Origin of the sequence: Pararhodobacter sp. (genome assembly GCF_034676075.1) — a bacterium.
Lineage (GTDB): Bacteria > Pseudomonadota > Alphaproteobacteria > Rhodobacterales > Rhodobacteraceae > Pararhodobacter.
Genome location: NZ_JAUCCQ010000001.1, coordinates 241,687 through 259,133, shown reverse-complemented (window position 1 = coordinate 259,133; position 17,447 = coordinate 241,687). Strand labels below are relative to the sequence as shown.

General features: G+C 67.7%; 13 protein-coding genes. 3 read left to right on the top strand and 10 right to left on the bottom strand.

Going from position 1 to position 17,447, the window contains the following annotated elements; all coding sequences use genetic code 11:
* Positions 1 to 18: 18 nt before the first annotated feature.
* Together VDQ18_RS01250 and VDQ18_RS01245 are read right to left on the bottom strand one after the other, a co-directional pair.
* Positions 19 to 1,104: a ParB/RepB/Spo0J family partition protein gene (locus tag VDQ18_RS01250; protein WP_323019221.1), complete on the bottom strand. Its 1,086-nt coding sequence runs from the start codon at positions 1,102 to 1,104 to the stop codon at positions 19 to 21.
* Positions 1,101 to 2,405: an AAA family ATPase gene (locus VDQ18_RS01245; RefSeq protein WP_323019220.1), complete on the bottom strand. Its 1,305-nt coding sequence runs from the start codon at positions 2,403 to 2,405 to the stop codon at positions 1,101 to 1,103. The genes VDQ18_RS01250 and VDQ18_RS01245 overlap by 4 nt, the downstream gene beginning before the upstream one ends.
* 534 nt (positions 2,406 to 2,939) lie before the next feature.
* Between VDQ18_RS01245 and VDQ18_RS01240 the strand changes: the two genes are divergently transcribed.
* The 3 genes from VDQ18_RS01240 to VDQ18_RS01230 all read left to right on the top strand — a co-directional run bounded on the left by VDQ18_RS01240 (position 2,940) and on the right by VDQ18_RS01230 (position 8,000).
* A complete protein-coding gene (locus VDQ18_RS01240; RefSeq protein WP_323019219.1) occupies positions 2,940 to 3,620 on the top strand; it encodes a hypothetical protein in 681 nt (226 codons plus the stop codon).
* Between the two features lie 120 nt (positions 3,621 to 3,740).
* A complete protein-coding gene (locus tag VDQ18_RS01235) occupies positions 3,741 to 4,877 on the top strand; it encodes an efflux RND transporter periplasmic adaptor subunit (RefSeq protein ID WP_323019218.1) in 1,137 nt (378 codons plus the stop codon).
* 3 nt (positions 4,878 to 4,880) lie between these two features.
* Positions 4,881 to 8,000, top strand: a complete 3,120-nt coding sequence (locus VDQ18_RS01230; protein WP_323019217.1) for an efflux RND transporter permease subunit — start codon at positions 4,881 to 4,883, stop codon at positions 7,998 to 8,000.
* 7 nt (positions 8,001 to 8,007) lie between these two features.
* Here the strand turns inward: VDQ18_RS01230 and VDQ18_RS01225 are convergent, their stop codons facing one another.
* From VDQ18_RS01225 to VDQ18_RS01190, 8 genes are all read right to left on the bottom strand, one after another.
* The gene (locus VDQ18_RS01225) at positions 8,008 to 8,730 is read right to left on the bottom strand and encodes a response regulator transcription factor (RefSeq protein ID WP_323019216.1); all 723 of its coding nucleotides are present in this window, start codon (positions 8,728 to 8,730) and stop codon (positions 8,008 to 8,010) included.
* Between the two features lie 64 nt (positions 8,731 to 8,794).
* On the bottom strand, positions 8,795 to 10,153 hold the full coding sequence (locus VDQ18_RS01220) for an amidase family protein (protein ID WP_323019215.1): 1,359 nt from the start codon (positions 10,151 to 10,153) through the stop codon (positions 8,795 to 8,797).
* 42 nt (positions 10,154 to 10,195) lie between these two features.
* A complete protein-coding gene (locus VDQ18_RS01215; RefSeq protein WP_323019214.1) occupies positions 10,196 to 11,965 on the bottom strand; it encodes an ABC transporter ATP-binding protein in 1,770 nt (589 codons plus the stop codon).
* Between the two features lie 3 nt (positions 11,966 to 11,968).
* Positions 11,969 to 12,817: an ABC transporter permease gene (locus tag VDQ18_RS01210; protein WP_323019213.1), complete on the bottom strand. Its 849-nt coding sequence runs from the start codon at positions 12,815 to 12,817 to the stop codon at positions 11,969 to 11,971.
* Positions 12,814 to 13,818 carry an ABC transporter permease gene (locus VDQ18_RS01205; protein WP_323019212.1) on the bottom strand — a complete coding sequence of 335 codons (1,005 nt, stop codon included), beginning with the start codon at positions 13,816 to 13,818 and terminating at the stop codon, positions 12,814 to 12,816. The genes VDQ18_RS01210 and VDQ18_RS01205 overlap by 4 nt, the downstream gene beginning before the upstream one ends.
* Positions 13,815 to 15,341, bottom strand: a complete 1,527-nt coding sequence (locus tag VDQ18_RS01200; RefSeq protein ID WP_323019211.1) for an ABC transporter substrate-binding protein — start codon at positions 15,339 to 15,341, stop codon at positions 13,815 to 13,817. The genes VDQ18_RS01205 and VDQ18_RS01200 overlap by 4 nt, the downstream gene beginning before the upstream one ends.
* A gap of 45 nt (positions 15,342 to 15,386) precedes the next feature.
* Positions 15,387 to 16,334, bottom strand: coding sequence for an arginase family protein (locus VDQ18_RS01195; RefSeq protein ID WP_323019210.1), 948 nt, complete (start codon positions 16,332 to 16,334; stop codon positions 15,387 to 15,389).
* Positions 16,335 to 16,521: 187 nt separating this feature from the next.
* On the bottom strand, positions 16,522 to 17,421 hold the full coding sequence (locus tag VDQ18_RS01190) for a LysR family transcriptional regulator (protein ID WP_323019209.1): 900 nt from the start codon (positions 17,419 to 17,421) through the stop codon (positions 16,522 to 16,524).
* Positions 17,422 to 17,447 lie beyond the last annotated feature (26 nt).

Here is a 17,447-nt window from a genome sequence, read left to right as displayed (position 1 = left end):
CTGTCCCCGCGGGGACACTCACTGATCGAGCGCCGCGAAAAAAGCGGCGACGGCCTTTTCCAACCGCAGCCGGTCGATGGCCGAGAAGTCGCGCGGCAGCCGCAGTTCGACCCGCCCGTCCGATGCCGTGCATTGCGCGATCTGCGCCCCATGCGCGACGCGCAGCGTGGTCTTGGCACCGGGCTTGCGTGGCTTGCCCTCGGCCCCGGTCACAGGCGCAGCCTCGGGCGTGTCGGCCAGGACGCGCAGCAAGGCCAGTTCACGCTCGGCGTCCCGCTCGGGCTCGGCGCGCAGGCGCCGGGCCAGCCGGTTGACGAAGCCCGGCTCCTTTTCGACCCGCTTCCACAGCGACAATCCCAGCGCCCGCGGCATTGCCGGGGCATGCGCCAGCTCCTCGCCAATCGCATCGAGCAACATGGCAAAGTTGCGGATGTAGATCCGCTTCTGCCGGTTGGCCGAAGCAAAGAGCGTCTTGATCGCCTCGTCCAGCGACCCCGCCGGGCACTCAGGATCGCGAACATAGGCCCGCGCCAGTTCCGCCATTTCGGCAAAGGAGATATCCCGCCGCACCAGGTTCTCGTCGACCATCCGGCGATAGAGCAGCTCGATCCCCTCACCGGGCGGCACCAGCCCCGCGGGGATGGTGGCATAGGCCGCGTCGCCGGTTTCCGCCAGCAGCTCCCGATAGGCCGTGAGCCGCCGGAAGCCCTGGACCAGTTCGTACCCCTCGCCGCGCTGCACGACGCGGATCGGGTTCGAGAGACCGATCTCGCGGATCGATTCCTTCAACTCGTCCAGTTCCTCATCGCGCTCACCGGACCGGTCGCGGGTGATCTCGTCGGCGCGGATGCGGTCCAGCGGGATCAGATCGACGACCAGCCCCAGCTGCCGCAGCCGAACGAATTCATGGGCGAGCGAATCGTTCTCCTGCCGGATCCGCGCCTCCAGTTCAGCGCGCTCGCGCAGCGCCTCGGCGTTCTCGGAGATGGCCGAGGCCATCGGGCCGCGACGGCTGGGGGTCTCTGTCCCCGCGGGGACAGCGGGTTCGGTCACGGGCGGCGTGTCGCCCGGGAAGCCGATATCGAAGATACGCCGCTTGCTCATGCCTCACCCCCCATCTGGTCCCAGGCGGCAAGCGCATGGGTGCGGAATTCCTCATAGGCGCGGTCGAAGGAAAGCCGCGCCCGCCGCCAGGTTTCACGCGTCATCTGCCGGTAGTCGATCTCATAGATCGAGGACAGGAAGCGCCCCGATTGCTCGACCGCGCGCGTCAGCTCTATCGGATGCTCGGCCATGCGGTCGCCAAAGACCTTGCCGAAAGCCTCCTGCATCGCCCGGTGCAGATCGTTGTTCGGCTCGAACCGGGTCAGCAGGAACCGGACATCGAGGAAGGTCTTCGGCAGCGTGAATGTCCCCGCGGGGACAATCCCGGAAAAGCGGCTCAGATCCTCCAGTGCCTCGGACAGCTGACCGATGAACGAGGTGGTGGAATCGTATTCCCAATAGCCGGGGCCCGAGGGGATATAGAGCAGGTCCGCCGCGAAGACCGCGTTCATCGACTGGTAGCCGATGGCGGGCGGGCAGTCGAAGATGATCAGGTCGTAGCTGTCGGCGGGCAACTGGTCCAGGAACCGCGACACCGCAGCGAAGAAGGACCATTCCGGGTTCAGGTGCCGGTACTGGGCACTGGCGAATTCCACGAAAGCGGCATTGGCACAGCTGGGCACGATGTCGATGGTCGGCCAGCTGGTCGGCTTGATGAAATCGGCAAGCCTGAGGTCGGCCAGCCCCATCTCGGTGATCGAGGCCGGCAGCTTGCGCTGGGGCAGGGCGGTGCCGCTCTGCGCGCCACGGGTCGAGGAATTCATCCGCTCCGTCTCACGCGTGAGGTCGCGGGCCATGATGCCCCAGACGGTGAATTCCTCGGCCACGTCGGACAGCCCCATCGAGTGGCTGAGCGTCGCCTGCGGGTCGAAATCGACCGTCAGCACGCGGTAGCCATCCAGCGCCGCGGCATGGGCGAAGTGCAGCGCCACGGTCGACTTGCCGGCGCCGCCCTTGAAGTTGGCAATGGCCGCGCGCAGCGCCCGCTTGCCGGCGGGACGCGCCGGAAGCAGCGACTGGCGGTTGATGCGCAGCCGGCGGCGGATCTCGTTGATCTCGTCGAGCGTGAACCAGCGCTGGCGCCCGTCCTCCTCGACCAGACCCTGCGGCAGGGAGGGATCGGCCGCGAGTTTGCCCCGCAGCGTCGATTGATTCACTTTGAGGATCAGCTCGCCCAACTCCCAGCTGGAAAAGCGGCGCAGGGTCTTCTCATTCTCCGGCGAGAAGGTTTGCTGGCGAATCCAGCCCTGCATTTTCAAGGATTGCGCCTGCAGGCGCGCCAGGTCTTCGTGTGTGTACATGGTCGCTCAACGCTGTTTGCTCGATGCCGGGAATTTACGCGGAATATCGGAAAACGCAAATCCAGAAGTTCCCCTGAACAACGTTTCCCGCTATTCTGTCCCCGCGGGGACACGAAACAGGCTCTTCCTCCTGTCTTCGCAGGCGTTTCCGCCCCATCGTGATTCGGGCGAGGGACCGCAGAAAGAGGGATCGCTGGTCGGCACTCGGCGCCGCCTGAAAACGGATTGGGGGACAATCCCGCGCTCTTTCCGGGATTTGAGGGGACAGTCAGCCGGCATTGAGGGGACAGTCAGGGTGTCCCCCAATACCTATAAACCGGATTTTTCAAATCTGGTTTTGGGGTCTGAATTCCCCGGGTCACAGAATCGTTGACACCATCGAAGCTCCCAACGTAAATTCCTGGCATACCGGGAATAGCGTTGGGGTGGTTGGCAACAAGGCCAACAACTCTGTGCCATATCCCGGAAAATGGGCATCAAGACCCAATGAGAGCAGAGCAGCATCCCCGAACCGGGAACAGCGAAGGGACAGGCATGAGTACCGTCAGACCATTGGGCAACGGGGCGGCAGCGCGCAAATACGATTTGCTGACGGCGCTGGGGACCATGGGCCTTGCCGCGACACCGGGCGAACAGCGGCTGGTGCTGCGCCTCATGGTCGCCATCACTGCCCGCTACAACTGGGCCAGCGATACGCTCGCCGTGGCGCAGAGCGAATTGGCGAAACTCTGGGCCGTGGACGAACGCACCGTCAAACGCGCCATGGCTGAATACCGGGCACGCGGCTGGCTGCGGCTGAAGCGGCAGGCAGCGCGGGGCAGGGTGGCCGAATACGGGCTGGGGATCGACAAGCTGATGGAGGATACGCGCCCGGTCTGGGCAACGGTCGGCGCCGATTTCGCCGCGCGCCTCACCCCGGCCGAACCGGCCCCGGCGCCCGATCCGAAGATCGTGCGATTCCCGTTGCCCGCGACCGAAGGAATCCTCTGGCCGCGCGTCCTGCAGCTGATCGCCGAAAGCGATGGCGACACCGCCCGCGCCTGGCTGCAGGGCCTGGGCGAGGAACCGGCCCCGCCCGGCGTGCTGAGGCTCGTGGCCCGGGGCCGCTATCAGGCGAGCTATGTGCGGACCCATCTGGCCGGGCGCCTGCTGGCGGCGGCCCGGCGTGTCGATCCGGCGATCACCAGCGTCGAGATCGCCTGCGAAACGGCCTGAGACGCCGCCACCCGGTCAACCCTTCGACAGGACAGTCGAATTGACCTTGTTGCGACGTGCATTCATGTCATCGTACCTGATATCACCTATTTCCTATCTCGATGACGGCGGATCCGGCTCATGGCATTCTGGAAACAGCTCTTTCTGAGCCTCGTGCTGCTTTGCGGTGCCCTGTGGGCGGCCGCGCTCTGGGTGCCGGGGACAGCCGGAATGCTGCGGTCCTGGGGTTTGGGTCCGGTCATGGACCAGGTGGGTATCCCGGCCGAGGCGGCTGAACCGGCGGCGCAGGATGCGGGCCGGCCGCGCGGGGCAGGGGGCGGCGCCATGGTTCGCGCGGAACCGCCGGGCGAGGGGCGCGTCGCCGATACCGTCGCCGCCATCGGTGACGGGCGGGCGTTGCGGTCGGTGACGCTCTATCCCCAGACGCCCGGACACGTGGCTGAGGTTCTGGTGCAATCCGGCCAGCGGATCGAGGCGGGCGCGGTCATCCTGCGACTGGACAGCGAAGCCGAGGAGATCGGTCTGGAACGCGCCCGGCTGGTGCTGGACGACGCCCGCACCCGCCGCGACCGGGTGCAGCAATTGCGCGGCTCGGGGGCGGCGACCGATGTGCAGATCCGCGAGGCGGAGCTGGCCGTGCGTCAGGCCGAGCTGGGGCTGCGTCAGGCCGAGTTCGATCTCACCCAACGCACGCTGCTGGCGCCCATCGACGGCTGGCTGGGCATTCTGAACGTGGAGCCCGGCACCCAGGTCGGCACCCAGACCGAGATCGCCCAGATCGACGACCGCAGTGCCCTGCTGGTCGACTTCCGCCTGCCGGAAAGCATGGTCGGCCGGGTCGGCATGGGCGACAGTGTCGAGGCCGAGATCCTCGCGGGAGGGCAGGGCAGGGTGACCGGCCATGTCAGCGCCATCGACAACCGGGTCGATGCCGCGAGCCGCACGCTCAGAGTTCAGGCGCGGCTGGAGAATACCGAGGACCGGCTTCGCGCGGGCATGGCCTTTTCCATCCGCATCGCGCTGCCGGGGATCCCGGCCGCCTCGGTCGATCCCCTCGCCGTGCAATGGAGCCGCGAAGGCGCCTTCGTCTGGGTGGTGCGCGGGGGCACGGCGACCCGCCTGCCCATCACTATCCTGCAACGCGCCGATCAGGCGGTGATGGTCGAGGCCGATTTCCAGCCCGGCGATCTGGTGATCGTCGAGGGGGTGCAATCCGTGCGCCCCGGTGCCCCCGTGACCCTGCAGGGCGAGGGCTGAGCCATGGCCACCCGCATCGAACGTAGCGCGCATCTGTCGGGCACCGCCACGCTGATCCGGCGGCCGATCCTGGCCTTCGTGCTGAACGCGCTGATCCTGCTGGCGGGGATCGCGGGGGGATTGGGCGGCGAAGTGCGGGAACTGCCGGACGTCGACCGCCCGGTCATCACCATCACCACCAATTACAGCGGCGCCGCCCCTGAAACCATCGACCGCGAGATCACCGCGCTCATCGAAGGCGCGGCGGGGCGGGTGTCCGGGGTCAGCGCGATTTCATCGAGCTCCCGCTTCGGTCGCAGCCGGGTGACGGTGGAATTCTCCACCTCGACGGACCTCGATGTGGCGGCGACCGACATGCGCGATGCCATCGCCCGGATCACCAACAGCCTGCCCGACGACGCCGACGCGCCGCGCATCGTCAAAGCCGACGCCAATGCCGATGCGGTGATGCGGCTGTCGCTGACCTCGGCCACCCGCAGCCCCCAGGATCTGACCCGGATCATCGAGGATCTCGTGCAGGACCGGCTTCTGTCGGCCGACGGGGTTGCCGATCTGCAGGTCTATGGCAACCGGCAAGAAGTGTTCCGCATCGACATTGACATGCGGCAACTGGCGGCGCGGGGCCTGTCGCTGGCCAATATCCGCGATGCCGTCTCGACCGTGTCCTATGACGCGCCGGCGGGCTCGCTCGCCTCGGAAAGCCAGTCGCTGGTGGTGCGCACCACCGCGGCCATCACCACGCCCGCACAATTCGAGGCGCTGGTGCTTGCGGATGGGGTGACGCTGGGCGATGTGGCGCAGGTCAGCATGGGGCCGGGCCTGGGCGAATCCGTGCTGCGCGCCAATGGCGAGGCCGGGATCGGCCTGGGCATCATCCGCGCCGCGCAGTCGAACACGCTCAGCATTTCGGCCGCCGTGACCCGCGCGGTCGAGGAGATCCGCCCCCTGCTGCCGCCCGATGTCTCGCTGACCATCACCTCGGATGACGCGACCTTCATCCAGGGCGCGCTGGATGAGGTGATCTCGACCCTGGCGCTGGCCACGCTGATCGTCATCGCCGTGATCTATGTCTTCCTGCTGGACCTGCGGGCGACCTTCATTCCGGCCATTGCCATGCCGGTGGCGCTGGTCGGGACACTGGCGGCGATCTGGATTGTCGGTTTCTCCATCAACATCCTGACCCTGCTGGCGCTGGTTCTGGCCACCGGGATGGTGGTGGATGACGCCATCGTCGTGCTGGAAAACATCGTCCGCCGCCGCTCCGAAGGGATGGGCGCCCGCGCCGCCGCCGTGCTGGGAACGCAGCAGGTGTTCTTTGCCGTCGTCACCACCACGGCGACGCTGGCCGCGGTCTTCGTGCCGCTGTCGTTCCTGCCCGGGCAGGCGGGGGGCCTGTTCCGCGAGTTCGGCTTCACGCTTGCGATGGCGGTGATGCTGTCCTCGGTCGTGGCGCTGACGCTCTGCCCGGTGCTGGCCAGCCGCCTGCTGCGCGACCACAAGGCGCCCGCGAAACGCGGCCCGATGCAGCGGCTGGGCGATGCGCTGGCCGGGTTCTACCGGGTGACGCTGAAAGCGGCGCTGGCCGCGCCGATGGTGGTGCTGGTGGCGAGCGCGCTCTTCGCCGGGGGGGCCTTCCTGTCGGCGGGGCTGATCCACCAGGAGCTGACCCCGCCCGAGGATCGCGCCGTGGCCCTTCTGCGCATCTCGGCGCCGCAGGGCGTGTCGCTGGACCATACCGCGGCGGCGATGCGCGAGGTCGAGGATCTGTTGCAGCCGCTGATGGACTCGGGCGAGGTGACGAACCTCTTTTCCATCGCCGGGGCGGGCGGATCGACGAATTCCGGCTTCATGGTGATGACGCTGGCGCCTTGGGACCAGCGGACTCGTAGCCAGCAGGAGATAGTCGGCGAAATCAACGGCTTGCTGCGGCAGGTGATCGGCGTTCGCGCCTTCGCCATGCAGCCCAACAGCCTGCGGATTCGCGGGGCAGGGCAGGGGCTTTCCTTCGCCATCGTCGGCCCCAGCTATGACGCGCTGGCCACGCAGGCCAGCGAGCTTGTCGCCGCGATGGAGCGTAACCCCGCCTTCGGGCAGGTGCGGATCGACTACGACACCACGCAGCCGCAGCTTTTCATCGAGGTGGACCGCGCGCGCGCCTCGGATCTGGGCATCTCGATTGCCGGTCTGGGCGAGGCGTTGCAGGCGGTGCTGGACGGGCGCACCGTCGGCACGGTCTTCATCGGCGATCGCAGCCATGACATCCAGCTCATGTCCACCGCCGATCCGGTGAACGACCCCTCGGATCTGGAGCGGGTCTTCATGCGCACGGCCTCGGGGCAGATGGTGCCGATCTCAACTTTCGTGACGCTGGAAGAACGCGCCGTGGCGCCGGAACTGGGCCGCGAATCGCAGATGCGTTCGATCCCGATCAGCGCCAGCCTGACCGACGATCTGTCGTTGGGCAGTGCGTTGTTCCAGGTTCAGGCGCTGGCGGCCGAGGTTCTGCCCGCGGGCAGCCGCATCGTGCCTCTGGCCGAGGCCGCGACGCTGGGCGAGACCAACGCCGGGATCTTCCTGACCTTCGGCTTCGCCATCCTGATCGTGTTCCTGGTCCTGTCCGCGCAGTTCGAGAGTTTCATCTCGGCCTTCATCGTCATGTCCACCGTGCCGCTCGGTCTGGCCTGCGCCCTGCTGGCGCTGTTGCTGACCGGCGGCAGTTTGAACGTCTATTCCCAGATCGGGTTGGTTCTGCTGGTCGGGATCATGGCCAAGAACGGCATCCTGATCGTCGAATTCGCCAACCAGTTGCGCGATCAGGGCCGCAGCGTGCGGGACGCGATCATGGAGGGTTCGGTGATCCGGTTGCGGCCGGTGATGATGACCATGGTCTCGACCGTGCTGGGCGGCGTGCCGCTGATCCTGTCGCAGGGCGCGGGCGCCGAAGCGCGAGAGGCCCTGGGCTGGGTCATCGTCGGCGGGCTGGGGCTGGCGACGCTGGTCACGCTCTATCTGCTGCCGGTGGTCTATCTGCTGATCGCCGGGTTCAGCACCCCCAAGGCGGCCGAGGAAGCCCGGCTGCGTCGCGAACTGGATCAGGCGGAAGCGCAGGCCGAGGGCGCGTAAGGCGCCCTCAGTGCCGGCGGCGCTGGGTGACGAAGGCGGCCAACTCACTGCGATTGGCGCAGCTGAGCTTTTCGAAGCAGCGGTTCACATGGGTCCGCACGGTGGAAAAGCTGATCCCCAGCACCCGGGCGATATCGCCATCGGTGCAGCCACGCGCCACCAGCTCGGCGATCTCGCGCTCGCGGGCCGTCAGAAGGTCCAGTTCCGACCCGACCGGCCGGTCCAGCGCCTGCGTCAGATAGACCGCCAGCGTGTCGATCAACATCAGGTCCCGCTCGGCGAAGGGTGAGCTGGAGCGCCCGCGAAAGATGCGGAAGTCGCACAATTCCCGCCTGCCGCTGCGCAGGAAGACATTGACGCCGTGGTACATGTCCTCGGGCCGGAGGAAATCGTTGTAGAAATCGGTCTTCTCGAAATCCTTGAGCGGCAGGACATCGGCGATCCGCATGGCCTTGCTGTAGCGTCGCATCCGGGGCGTGATCGGATCGTTGTCCTGCAGGGTCTTCATGTAATCGGCAGCATGGGTCGTCTGCAGATTGATCAGCAGGGGCTCATGATACCGCCCCGTCGCCGGGTCCAGCCGATACGAGGCCATGCGCTCGGCGCCGGTCAGGGTGAAGATCGCCTTGGCCGTCGCCTCGCGCGGCGAGCAGGAAGTCTCGCCTCGACTGAGCAAGGCGACCGTGGAGGTCAGCAGATCCAGTTCAGATGCGGTCAGGGTGCAATGCATGGCGGAGGTCGCGTGATCGGTTCCGGCCGCCAGCCTACGTCATTTCCCGGCGAAGGTCCAAGAATCAACGAAGATGGTCCTCCAGCGCCGCAGCCCAGCCCAAAAGTTCACCGTCCGCCCCCGGAAGTGCCTCAAGCATCATGCCGACCGGCAAACCGTCTTCGTCCCGCCCGGCCGGAAGGGTCAGCGACGGCGCCCCGGTGAGCGTGGCGAGGCTGGTGTTGCGGACCACCGTGAAGAAGGTCGGATGCGGCTGGCCGTCGATGAGCAGCGTCTCGGCCTCGGTCCAGAGCGGCGGCTGCACCGTCGCGGTCGGCGCGACCATCAGGTCGAGCCGGAACCCGGCAAAGACCGCCGCGACCGAGGCGATCAGCGCGGCGCGCTCCTGCGCCACAATCGCCTCGAGCCGCGGGCGGGAGTCCTGCGCCAGCCGGGGCATGTCGGCAAAGGTCTGCCGGACATGCGGATCGCCCAGCCGGGCGGCGAAATCGGCCAGCGTGCAGCCCAGGGTCTCGCGGCAGAAGGCCTCCCACATCGGCAGCGCCTCGCCGAAGACGAGGGGCAGGCCCATCTCGGGCTCCAGCCGGTCGTAGGTCAGGGGCGGCAGGGCCACCACCTCGATCAGCCCGCGTGCGGCGAGCCGGTCCAGAGCGCGGCGAAAGGCCGTCTCGACCGGGACGGAATGGCCGGGCAGCGCGTCCTCGGCCAGGCCCAGCCTGAGCGCGCGGTCCGGCAGCGATGCGGGCCGCGACGGATCGCTGGCCAGCACCGCATCGACCTCGGCGATATCAGCGACGCTGGCGGCGATGATGCCAATCGTGTCGCGGGTCGGCGACAGGCCCAGCATGCCGTCTGCCGGATAGCGCCCCTGACTGGGACGAAACCCCGCCACCCCGCAGAAACTGGCCGGGATGCGGACCGATCCGCCGGTATCGGTGCCAAGCGCCACCGGCACGATCCCGCGCGCCACCGCCGCGGCAGACCCGCCCGAGGATCCCCCTGCAGTGCGGAGGGGATCGGCGGGGTTCGTCACGGCGCCGAAGGCGGAGTTCCACGAGGTGACGCCAAAGGCCAGCTCGTGCATGTTCAGCTTGCAGGGCAGGATCGCCCCGGCGGCGCGCAGTCGTGCCACCGCTGCGGAATCGCCCGGCGGGCGGTTGTCCCGCAGCGCCGGTGAGCCGCCGGTCGTGGCAAAACCCGCCACGTCGATATTATCCTTCACCCCGATGGGAATGCCCGACAGCGGGCCCGTCCGGTGCTCGGTCGCCGCGAAATCGGCGGCGATCACGGCACCATGCCCGGGGGCTTCTGCCCGCTCGCCCAGCCGGGCCAGCGCCGCGGCCAGCCCCCCTTGCGCCATCTGGCTGCGGTATTCCGCCAGGGTGAGGGGATGCGACGCGCCGAGGATACGTCTGTCAGTCACGGCATGACCTTTCGGTTCGGGGGCAGGCGGCGGGGCAGGGGGTCAGGCGACCTCGAGCACCTTGCTCAGCAGGCTTTGGGTATAGGGATGGCTGGGGGCGCCGATCACCCGGGCGGTCGCGCCCTCTTCGACGATCAGCCCCTGGTTCAGGACGATCACCCGGTCCGAGATGCTGCGCACCACGCCCAGGTCATGCGTGACGAACAGGATCGCCAGATCTTCGCGCATCAGGGATTGCAGCAGGTCGAGGATCGAGGCCTGCACCGAGACGTCCAGGGCCGAGGTCACCTCGTCGCAGATCAACAGGCGGGGATTGCCGATCAGCGCGCGGGCAATGGCGACCCGCTGACGCTCGCCGCCCGACAGTTCGGACGGAAAGCGGTCGGCCATGGCGGGGGGCAGGGCGACGCGGGCCAGCACCTCGGGCACCGCCTCGCGCGCGGGGCGGGCGTCCGGCCCCGCAGTGAGGCGCAGCGCGGCGGCAAGGGACGCACCGATGCTGCGCCGGGGATGCAGCGAGCCATAGGGATCTTGAAAGATGTACTGCATGTCGCGGTGCATCCAGGTCGGCCGCGCCCGGATCCGCCGCGGAACCGGCACCCCATCGAGCAGAACCTCGCCCTGCATGTCTTCGTGCAGGCCGATCAGGCAGCGCGACAGCGTGGATTTGCCGCTGCCGGATTCGCCCACCAGCGCGGTGCAGCCACCGGGGCGGAGGTCGAAAGAAATGTCCTTCAGCACCGGTTCCGCCCCATAATGCGCCGACAGGTTGCGCACGCTCAGCAAGGCCGGCCCGGCGGTGTCCGGCGTGGCCTCGGGACGCGCGGCGGCGGGCTTGCGGTCGCGTCCGGCATGGAGGCAGCGCACCACGCCCGCGGCAAAGGGGGTGAGCGGCGGCATCTCGCGCTCGCATTCGGGGGTCGCCAGATCGCAGCGGGCAGCGAAAAGGCAGCCCGTGATCGCCGCGCGTTCGGCCAGGGGCGGCACGCGACCGCGAATCCCGCGCAATTCCTTGCGCATCCGGGTCGTCGGCATCGCCGTCAGCAGTGCCTGCGAATAGGGATGCGCGGGGGCGTCGAAGAAGGGCGCACTGGGCGCGGCTTCGACGGTTTGCCCGGCATAGAGCACCATCACCTCGTCGGCGACCGCCGAGATCACGCCCAGATCGTGCGAGATATAGAGGCTGCTCATGTTCAGCTCGGCGTTGAGCCGCGACACAAGCTCCAGCACGCTGGCCCGGTTCGAGGCATCGAGCGCCGTTGTCGGCTCGTCCAGAACCAGAAGGCGGGGATGGGTGACAATGGCCACGGTCAGGCCGACGCGCTGAAGCTGGCCGCCGGACAGCTCGCCCGGATAGCGGTCGAGAAAGGCCTTGCCGGTGGGCAGGCCAACGCTGTCGAGCGTCTCGCGGATGCGGGTCTCGGCCTGGGCGTCGGACATGCGGTCGGCGCCGATCCGCAGCCGCTCGATCATCTGGCGCCGGATCGGCACCGCCGGGTTGAGCGCACTGGACGCGTCCTGCGGCACATAGGCCACCAGCCGCCCGCGCGCGCCCCGCCGCCCCGCCTCGGACAGGCCAAGGATATCGGTGCCGCCGACCAGGAAACGGCCGCCCGCGATCCGCAACCCCGGCGCGGCATAGCCCAGCAGCGCCTTGCCGATGGTGCTCTTGCCTGAGCCGCTTTCGCCGACCAGACCCAGCACCTTGCCCGGGGCGATGGAAAAGCCGATGTCGCGAACGATGGGCGTGCCGCCGAGGGTCTCGACCCTGAGGTCCTTCAGGACGATCGGCTGGGTGTCGCTGGCAGTCATCGGTCAGTTCCCCGTGCGGCCGATGGCGCGCGTGACACCTTCGGCGAAGATGTTGCAGCCGATGGAGAACAGCGCGATCAGCAGGATCGGCGTCAGCACCGCGTAAGGCTGGATCGCCAGCGCGTTCCGGTTCTCGTTCACCATGAGGCCCCAGTCGGCGGCCGGGGGCTGGATGCCGTAGCCGAGGAAGCTGAGCCCCGCCAGCAACGAGATCGACCACATCATCCGCAGGCCGAATTCCACCAGCAGCGGCGAGGTGGTGTTGGGCAGCACCTCGGACAGCAGGATCCGCCACGAGGGCATCCCCACCGAGCGCGCCCATTGCACGTAATCCTGCCGCACCACCGACAGGGCGACGCCCCGCATCACCCGCGCCACGCTGGGCGCCTGAGAGATGCCGACGACCACGGTCAGCAGCAATTTGCCGGGGCCGAACATGGTCACGAACAACAGTGCGAAGACGATGCTGGGGAAGGCCAGCTTCAACTCGATCAGGCGCATCAGCAGCAGGTCGGTCAGCCCCTTGTAATAGGCCGCGGCAAGGCCGATGGCGGTGCCCAGCGTCAGGCCCAGAAGGGTGGCTGCGGCGGCCATCCAGACCAGATCGTGACCGCCATGCAGAACCCGGGACCAGACGTCCCGGCCCAGGTTGTCGGTGCCCAGAAGCGCGCCCTCTGCCGCCATGTTGTAGGGGCGGCCGATGAATTCCGAGGGCGTGTAGGGGGCGACATAGGGTCCGAGGAATGCGATCGCCGTCACCAGCAGGATCAGCGCCATGCCGACCTGGGCCGAGCGGTTCGCGGCAATCCGGGCGATGTATCCGGCGCGGGAGGGAGGGGTGCTCTCGCTCATGCCTGACCTCCGCGGCCGGGCGGCGTCAGCATAAGGGTGATGAGGTCGGTCACGATGTTGGTGGCGAAGAAGATCACCGCGATGGTCAGGGTGATGGCCTGCACGACCTGAATGTCGCGCGAACCGACGGCCTCGGCCAGCGCGGTGCCGAGCCCAGGGAAGGCAAAGACGTATTCGATGACCACGACCCCTCCGAACGAGATGGCAAAGATGGTTCCGGCGGCCTGCACCGCGGGCACCAGGGCGTTGGGAATGGCATGGCGCCACAGGATGACGCGCTGCGGCATGCCCTTGAGCCGGGCGAATTCCACATAGTCGCTGTTCAACACGTCGATCATCGTCGCGCGGACCAGCCGGTAGAAATAGGACATCTGCAGCAGGGCCAGCGTCAGGACCGGCAGCGCCACGCGCGGCAGCTGCGCCCAGACCGATTGCTCGGGGCTGAGAAGGGCGACGGGCGGGAAGATATGGAAGACCTTGACGCTGAGCAGCAGGACCAGCAGCAGCGCCAGCACGAATTCCGGCAGCGCGTTCAGTGCGATGCTGACCAGCAGCACGATCCGGTCGCCCAGACCGTCGGCATGGACGGCGGTGAAGACCCCCAGCAGCAGGGAGATCGGGATCGACAGCGCGAAGGACAGGATCACCACGACCAGCGTGTTCGAGATGCGGGCGGCGACGATATCGCCGACCGGCTGCTGCGAGATGAACGAGGTGCCGAAATCGCCCTGCAGCAGGTTTCCCGCCCAGAGCAGGTATTGCTGCCAGACCGGCGCATCGAGGTTCAGCAGGCTGCGCAGCCGGTCGACCTGCGCCGGTGTCGCGTCACGGCCCAGGACCATCAGGGCGATGTCCCCCGGCAGCGCCTGCGTGGCGGCGAAGACCAGCATCGACATGACGATCAGAAGGACGAGGCTGATCGCCAGCCTCGTCCCGATGATCCCAAGGTTCTTGCGGGTGCCCGAAGGCACCCGCCGGGCGGGGTCGGCGGTTCCCGTCATGACTTGGAGACGACCCGGAGGTTGTTGAACGCCGAGTTCACCACATAGGGGACGACGCCCTGCACATTGGCGCCGACGGCGTGGAGCGTGTTGGCGAAGCCCCAGACGATATTGCCGCCACGCTCGTGCTCGATGGTGCGCATCTGGTGGATGATCTCGCACCGCTCGGCCTCGTCCGAGGAGGCGGTCGCCCGCTCGAAGAGCGCGTTGAACTCGGCATCATTCCAATGGGTGTTGTTGAAGGTCCCGCCCGGCACCAGGCTGCGCGCGACGACCGGCAGATAGGTGTCCGACAGGAAGTCGACCCCGAAGCTCCAGTTGCCGTAATTGGCCAGATAGGTGGCTTCGTCCATGACATTGGCACGGATCGAGATACCGGCGGCGCGGGCCTGTTCGGCCAGGATCTGCGCGCATTCGACCATGCCGGGCGTGCCGGCCGTGGTGGCGATCTCGACATCGAGATCGGATTGCCCGGCCTCGGCCAGCAGGGCGCGGGCGCGCTCGATATCCTGGGTGCGCTGCGGCACCGGCGTATCGCCGCAGGGGGTGACGTTGCGGCCCTGCATGTCGTTGCCGACCACGCCGTAGCCCGACAGCGCGATCTCGACCATCTGCTCGCGGTTGGCGATCAAGCGGATCGCCTCGCGGACCCGGGGATCGTCGAAAGGCGCGACATCGGTGCGCATGTAGATCGGGATCGACAGCATGCTCGGGTTGTTGACCAGCTGCATCGACGGGTCGGCCTCGATGATCGCCGCTTCGCTGATCGGCACCAGATAGGTCATGTCGATCTGGCCGCTGCGCAGCGCGTTGATCGCCGCCGTGGCATCGGCGATGTTCGAGATGACCACGCGCTCGACCAGCGCGGGCTCGCGGAAATAGCCGTCGAACCGGTCAAAGACCGATTCCCGACCGGGGGTGAAGGACACGACCTTGAAGGGGCCGGTCCCGTCGGGCGCGCTGGGGTCGAAGTCGCGCGGCACCATCCGCAGGTAACGGTTGGCCCAGACATCGCGGAACGGGCCATAGGCGCGCTTCAGCCGGAAGAGGACGGTCTGGGCATCGACCGCCTCGAGCCCCTCGGCATCGACGAAGGCGATCAGCGAGGCGCCGCGGGTCGGATGCTCGGGGTCCAGGATCCGCCGCACGCTGGCGATCAGATCCTCGGCCTCGTAGGGCCGGCCGGCATGCGTGGTCACGCCCGGGACCAGCCGAACCGTCCATTCGGTGGCATCCGCATTCGGCGTGAAGCTTTCCGCCAGCACGTTCTGGACAGTTCCGTCCGGCGCATATTCGCACAGCCCGTCGAACAGGTTCGAGAAGCGGACGATATCGGTGACCTGCCCCTGCGTCCGGTGGGGATCGAGCGAGTCGCTGGCGCTGCCGTTGCAGGCCACCCGCAGCGTGCCGGTGCTCTGGGCGAAGGCCAGGGTCGCCCCCGACATGAGGGCGGCCCCCAGCGCGGTTGCGCTGATCCCGGCAAGGATCTGACGACGGTTGGGTCCGGTCTTTGTGCTATCCATGGTCATGATCTTCCTGTTGGCTGAGTTCGGTTCTTGAGGGCCGTGTCAGGGGCGGCTGCGAGCGGCCGCCTGTGCCGCGGCCAGCATCAGCGGGGCGATCACGCCCGGCCCCCGCGGGTCGACATCGGGGTCGAAGGAGCTGAAGCTGCAGGCGAGGATCTGGAAGCGGTCGGCGATCAGGGAAAGCCCGGCGCTCACCTGCTCGGCGGTCAGCCCGCCCTCGGCGCAGTGGCGGTTGGCGCGCAGTTCCGAAGGGTCCAGCACGTCGGTATCCACATGCACATAGACCTTGGCGCAATGCGCGCGCAGCATGTCCAGCGCCGAGGCCAGCGCCGTCTCGAACCCCAGCCGGGCGATCACCGGCGGGTCGATCACCGTGCCCATGGGCGGGCTCGCGTCCTTGCGGCCGCCCGCGGCATAGACCTCGTGCATGCCGACCGAGATGATGCGCTGCTCGGGGATCTCGCGGAACCCGGGGACCTGCCGGCGGTAGAGCGGCCAGCATTTGCCGGCGATGGTCGTGGTCAGCATCCCCTCGATGAAGCCGTTGGCCGAGGTGTCGGGGGTCTGCGCGTCGCCATGGGCATCGAACCAGATCATCCCGATCGGGCCCTCGACATCGCCGATCCCGCCGATCATCCCGAACGAGGACGAACAGGTGCCCGCCGTCACGATCGGCACGCGCCCGCGGGCGATGGCCTGGCGCACTTCGCGGGCAAGCCGGATGTTCTGCACCAGAACCCGGCCCATCTGGTCGCCCGCCGGGATCCGCCGGAAATCGCCGCCGTTCTCTTCGGCACTGGCGGATTCGGCGTTCTCGATCATCGTGCATTCGACATCGCGGAAGACGCTACGCAGGGCGGCGGGGGCGTTTTCCTCCTGCATCAGCACTTCGGGGCCGACGGCCATGGCGTTGCCAGGCACCCGCCCGCGGGTGCCGCAATGATAGGGTAGGGCGATCAGCGAAATGGGCTGTTCGGCGGCAAGGCTCACGTCCGGTCCTCCAATAACGATTGTCAGAGCGTACAGGCTTTCCCGCGGCCGGGGATCGTCAGTATTGTCGATATGCCATCGGCCTATGGCAGGGCCTTTCCAGGTTGCGGATCCGGGTGACGATGATTGATATTCAATCACTTAGATGGCGATGGGGGGCGGCAGCCGCGCCTGCGCCCCCGCCGGTCTATGCCGACAGCACGACGACCGCGCCCGGAGGGCCTTCTTCCGCGCAGCGCCCGATGACCGAGCGCAGGATGCCCCGGGCCAGCGAGACCAGCTCGCTCCCCGCGTCCTGCCTGCGCCAGACGAGGTCGCGATAGAGCAACGGGTTTTCCACCTTCTCGAAGGTCCAGCTCCCGGCCGCCAATTCCCCGGAGAAGGCCGAATAAGGCCCAAGCGTGCGGGCCTGCCCCTTTTCGACCAGACGCTTGATGCTGGCGATCGAGGCGAGTTTCATGTCGATATGCGGGGCGCGACCCAGAGAGGTCATGGCCTCTTCGGCGATCCTGAAGAACGCCTCATCCGCGTCGGGCACAGCGAAGGGCAGGCCGCCCCTCTCCGTTTCCGGCTCGCGGGTGGCGAAATACAGCGGCTCGACGAAATAGGGTTCCGCCTCCAGCCCTTCGCGTCGAGGGCGGCGCGAGACGACGGCGATATCCAGCTGACCCTCGGACAATTGCTTGAGAAGGCGGCAGGAATCCTCCTCCTCGATGGTCAGGATCACCTCGTCGATGTCGCGGTAGACACTGCGCACCACCTGATCGAGCAACATCAGGCTGACCCCCGGCGGCATCCCGATCCGCAGCTGCCGCTGGGCCATGTCGCTCTGGGCCGTCAGATCGTGCAGATCGTCGAACTGCCGGATGATGGCCGCGGCGCGCATCAGCAGGACCTTGCCGGCCGGGGTCAGATCGACCCCCTGCGAGGAGCGGACGAACAGCTCGCAACCGAGGTCGTATTCCAGCTGGCTCATGCGTCGGCTCAGGGCGGGCTGGGCGATGTTGCGATGTTCGGAGGCCTTGTTGATGCTGCGGAAGGCCGCGACGTCGATGAAATATTGAAGCTGGTTGCGGTCAATGCCCATGCTCAGATCCCTTCCGACGCCGACAG

Excerpts from the sequence above, each read along its gene's own strand:
- VDQ18_RS01250 (WP_323019221.1), bottom strand. The coding sequence starts at position 1,104 with ATGAGCAAGCGGCGTATCTTCGATATCGGCTTCCCGGGCGACACGCCG.
- VDQ18_RS01245 (WP_323019220.1), bottom strand. The coding sequence starts at position 2,405 with ATGTACACACACGAAGACCTGGCGCGCCTGCAGGCGCAATCCTTGAAA.
- VDQ18_RS01240 (WP_323019219.1), top strand. The coding sequence starts at position 2,940 with ATGAGTACCGTCAGACCATTGGGCAACGGGGCGGCAGCGCGCAAATAC.
- VDQ18_RS01235 (WP_323019218.1), top strand. The coding sequence starts at position 3,741 with ATGGCATTCTGGAAACAGCTCTTTCTGAGCCTCGTGCTGCTTTGCGGT.
- VDQ18_RS01230 (WP_323019217.1), top strand. The coding sequence starts at position 4,881 with ATGGCCACCCGCATCGAACGTAGCGCGCATCTGTCGGGCACCGCCACG.
- VDQ18_RS01225 (WP_323019216.1), bottom strand. The coding sequence starts at position 8,730 with ATGCATTGCACCCTGACCGCATCTGAACTGGATCTGCTGACCTCCACG.
- VDQ18_RS01215 (WP_323019214.1), bottom strand. The coding sequence starts at position 11,965 with ATGACTGCCAGCGACACCCAGCCGATCGTCCTGAAGGACCTCAGGGTC.
- VDQ18_RS01210 (WP_323019213.1), bottom strand. The coding sequence starts at position 12,817 with ATGAGCGAGAGCACCCCTCCCTCCCGCGCCGGATACATCGCCCGGATT.
- VDQ18_RS01205 (WP_323019212.1), bottom strand. The coding sequence starts at position 13,818 with ATGACGGGAACCGCCGACCCCGCCCGGCGGGTGCCTTCGGGCACCCGC.
- VDQ18_RS01200 (WP_323019211.1), bottom strand. The coding sequence starts at position 15,341 with ATGGATAGCACAAAGACCGGACCCAACCGTCGTCAGATCCTTGCCGGG.
- VDQ18_RS01190 (WP_323019209.1), bottom strand. The coding sequence starts at position 17,421 with ATGGGCATTGACCGCAACCAGCTTCAATATTTCATCGACGTCGCGGCC.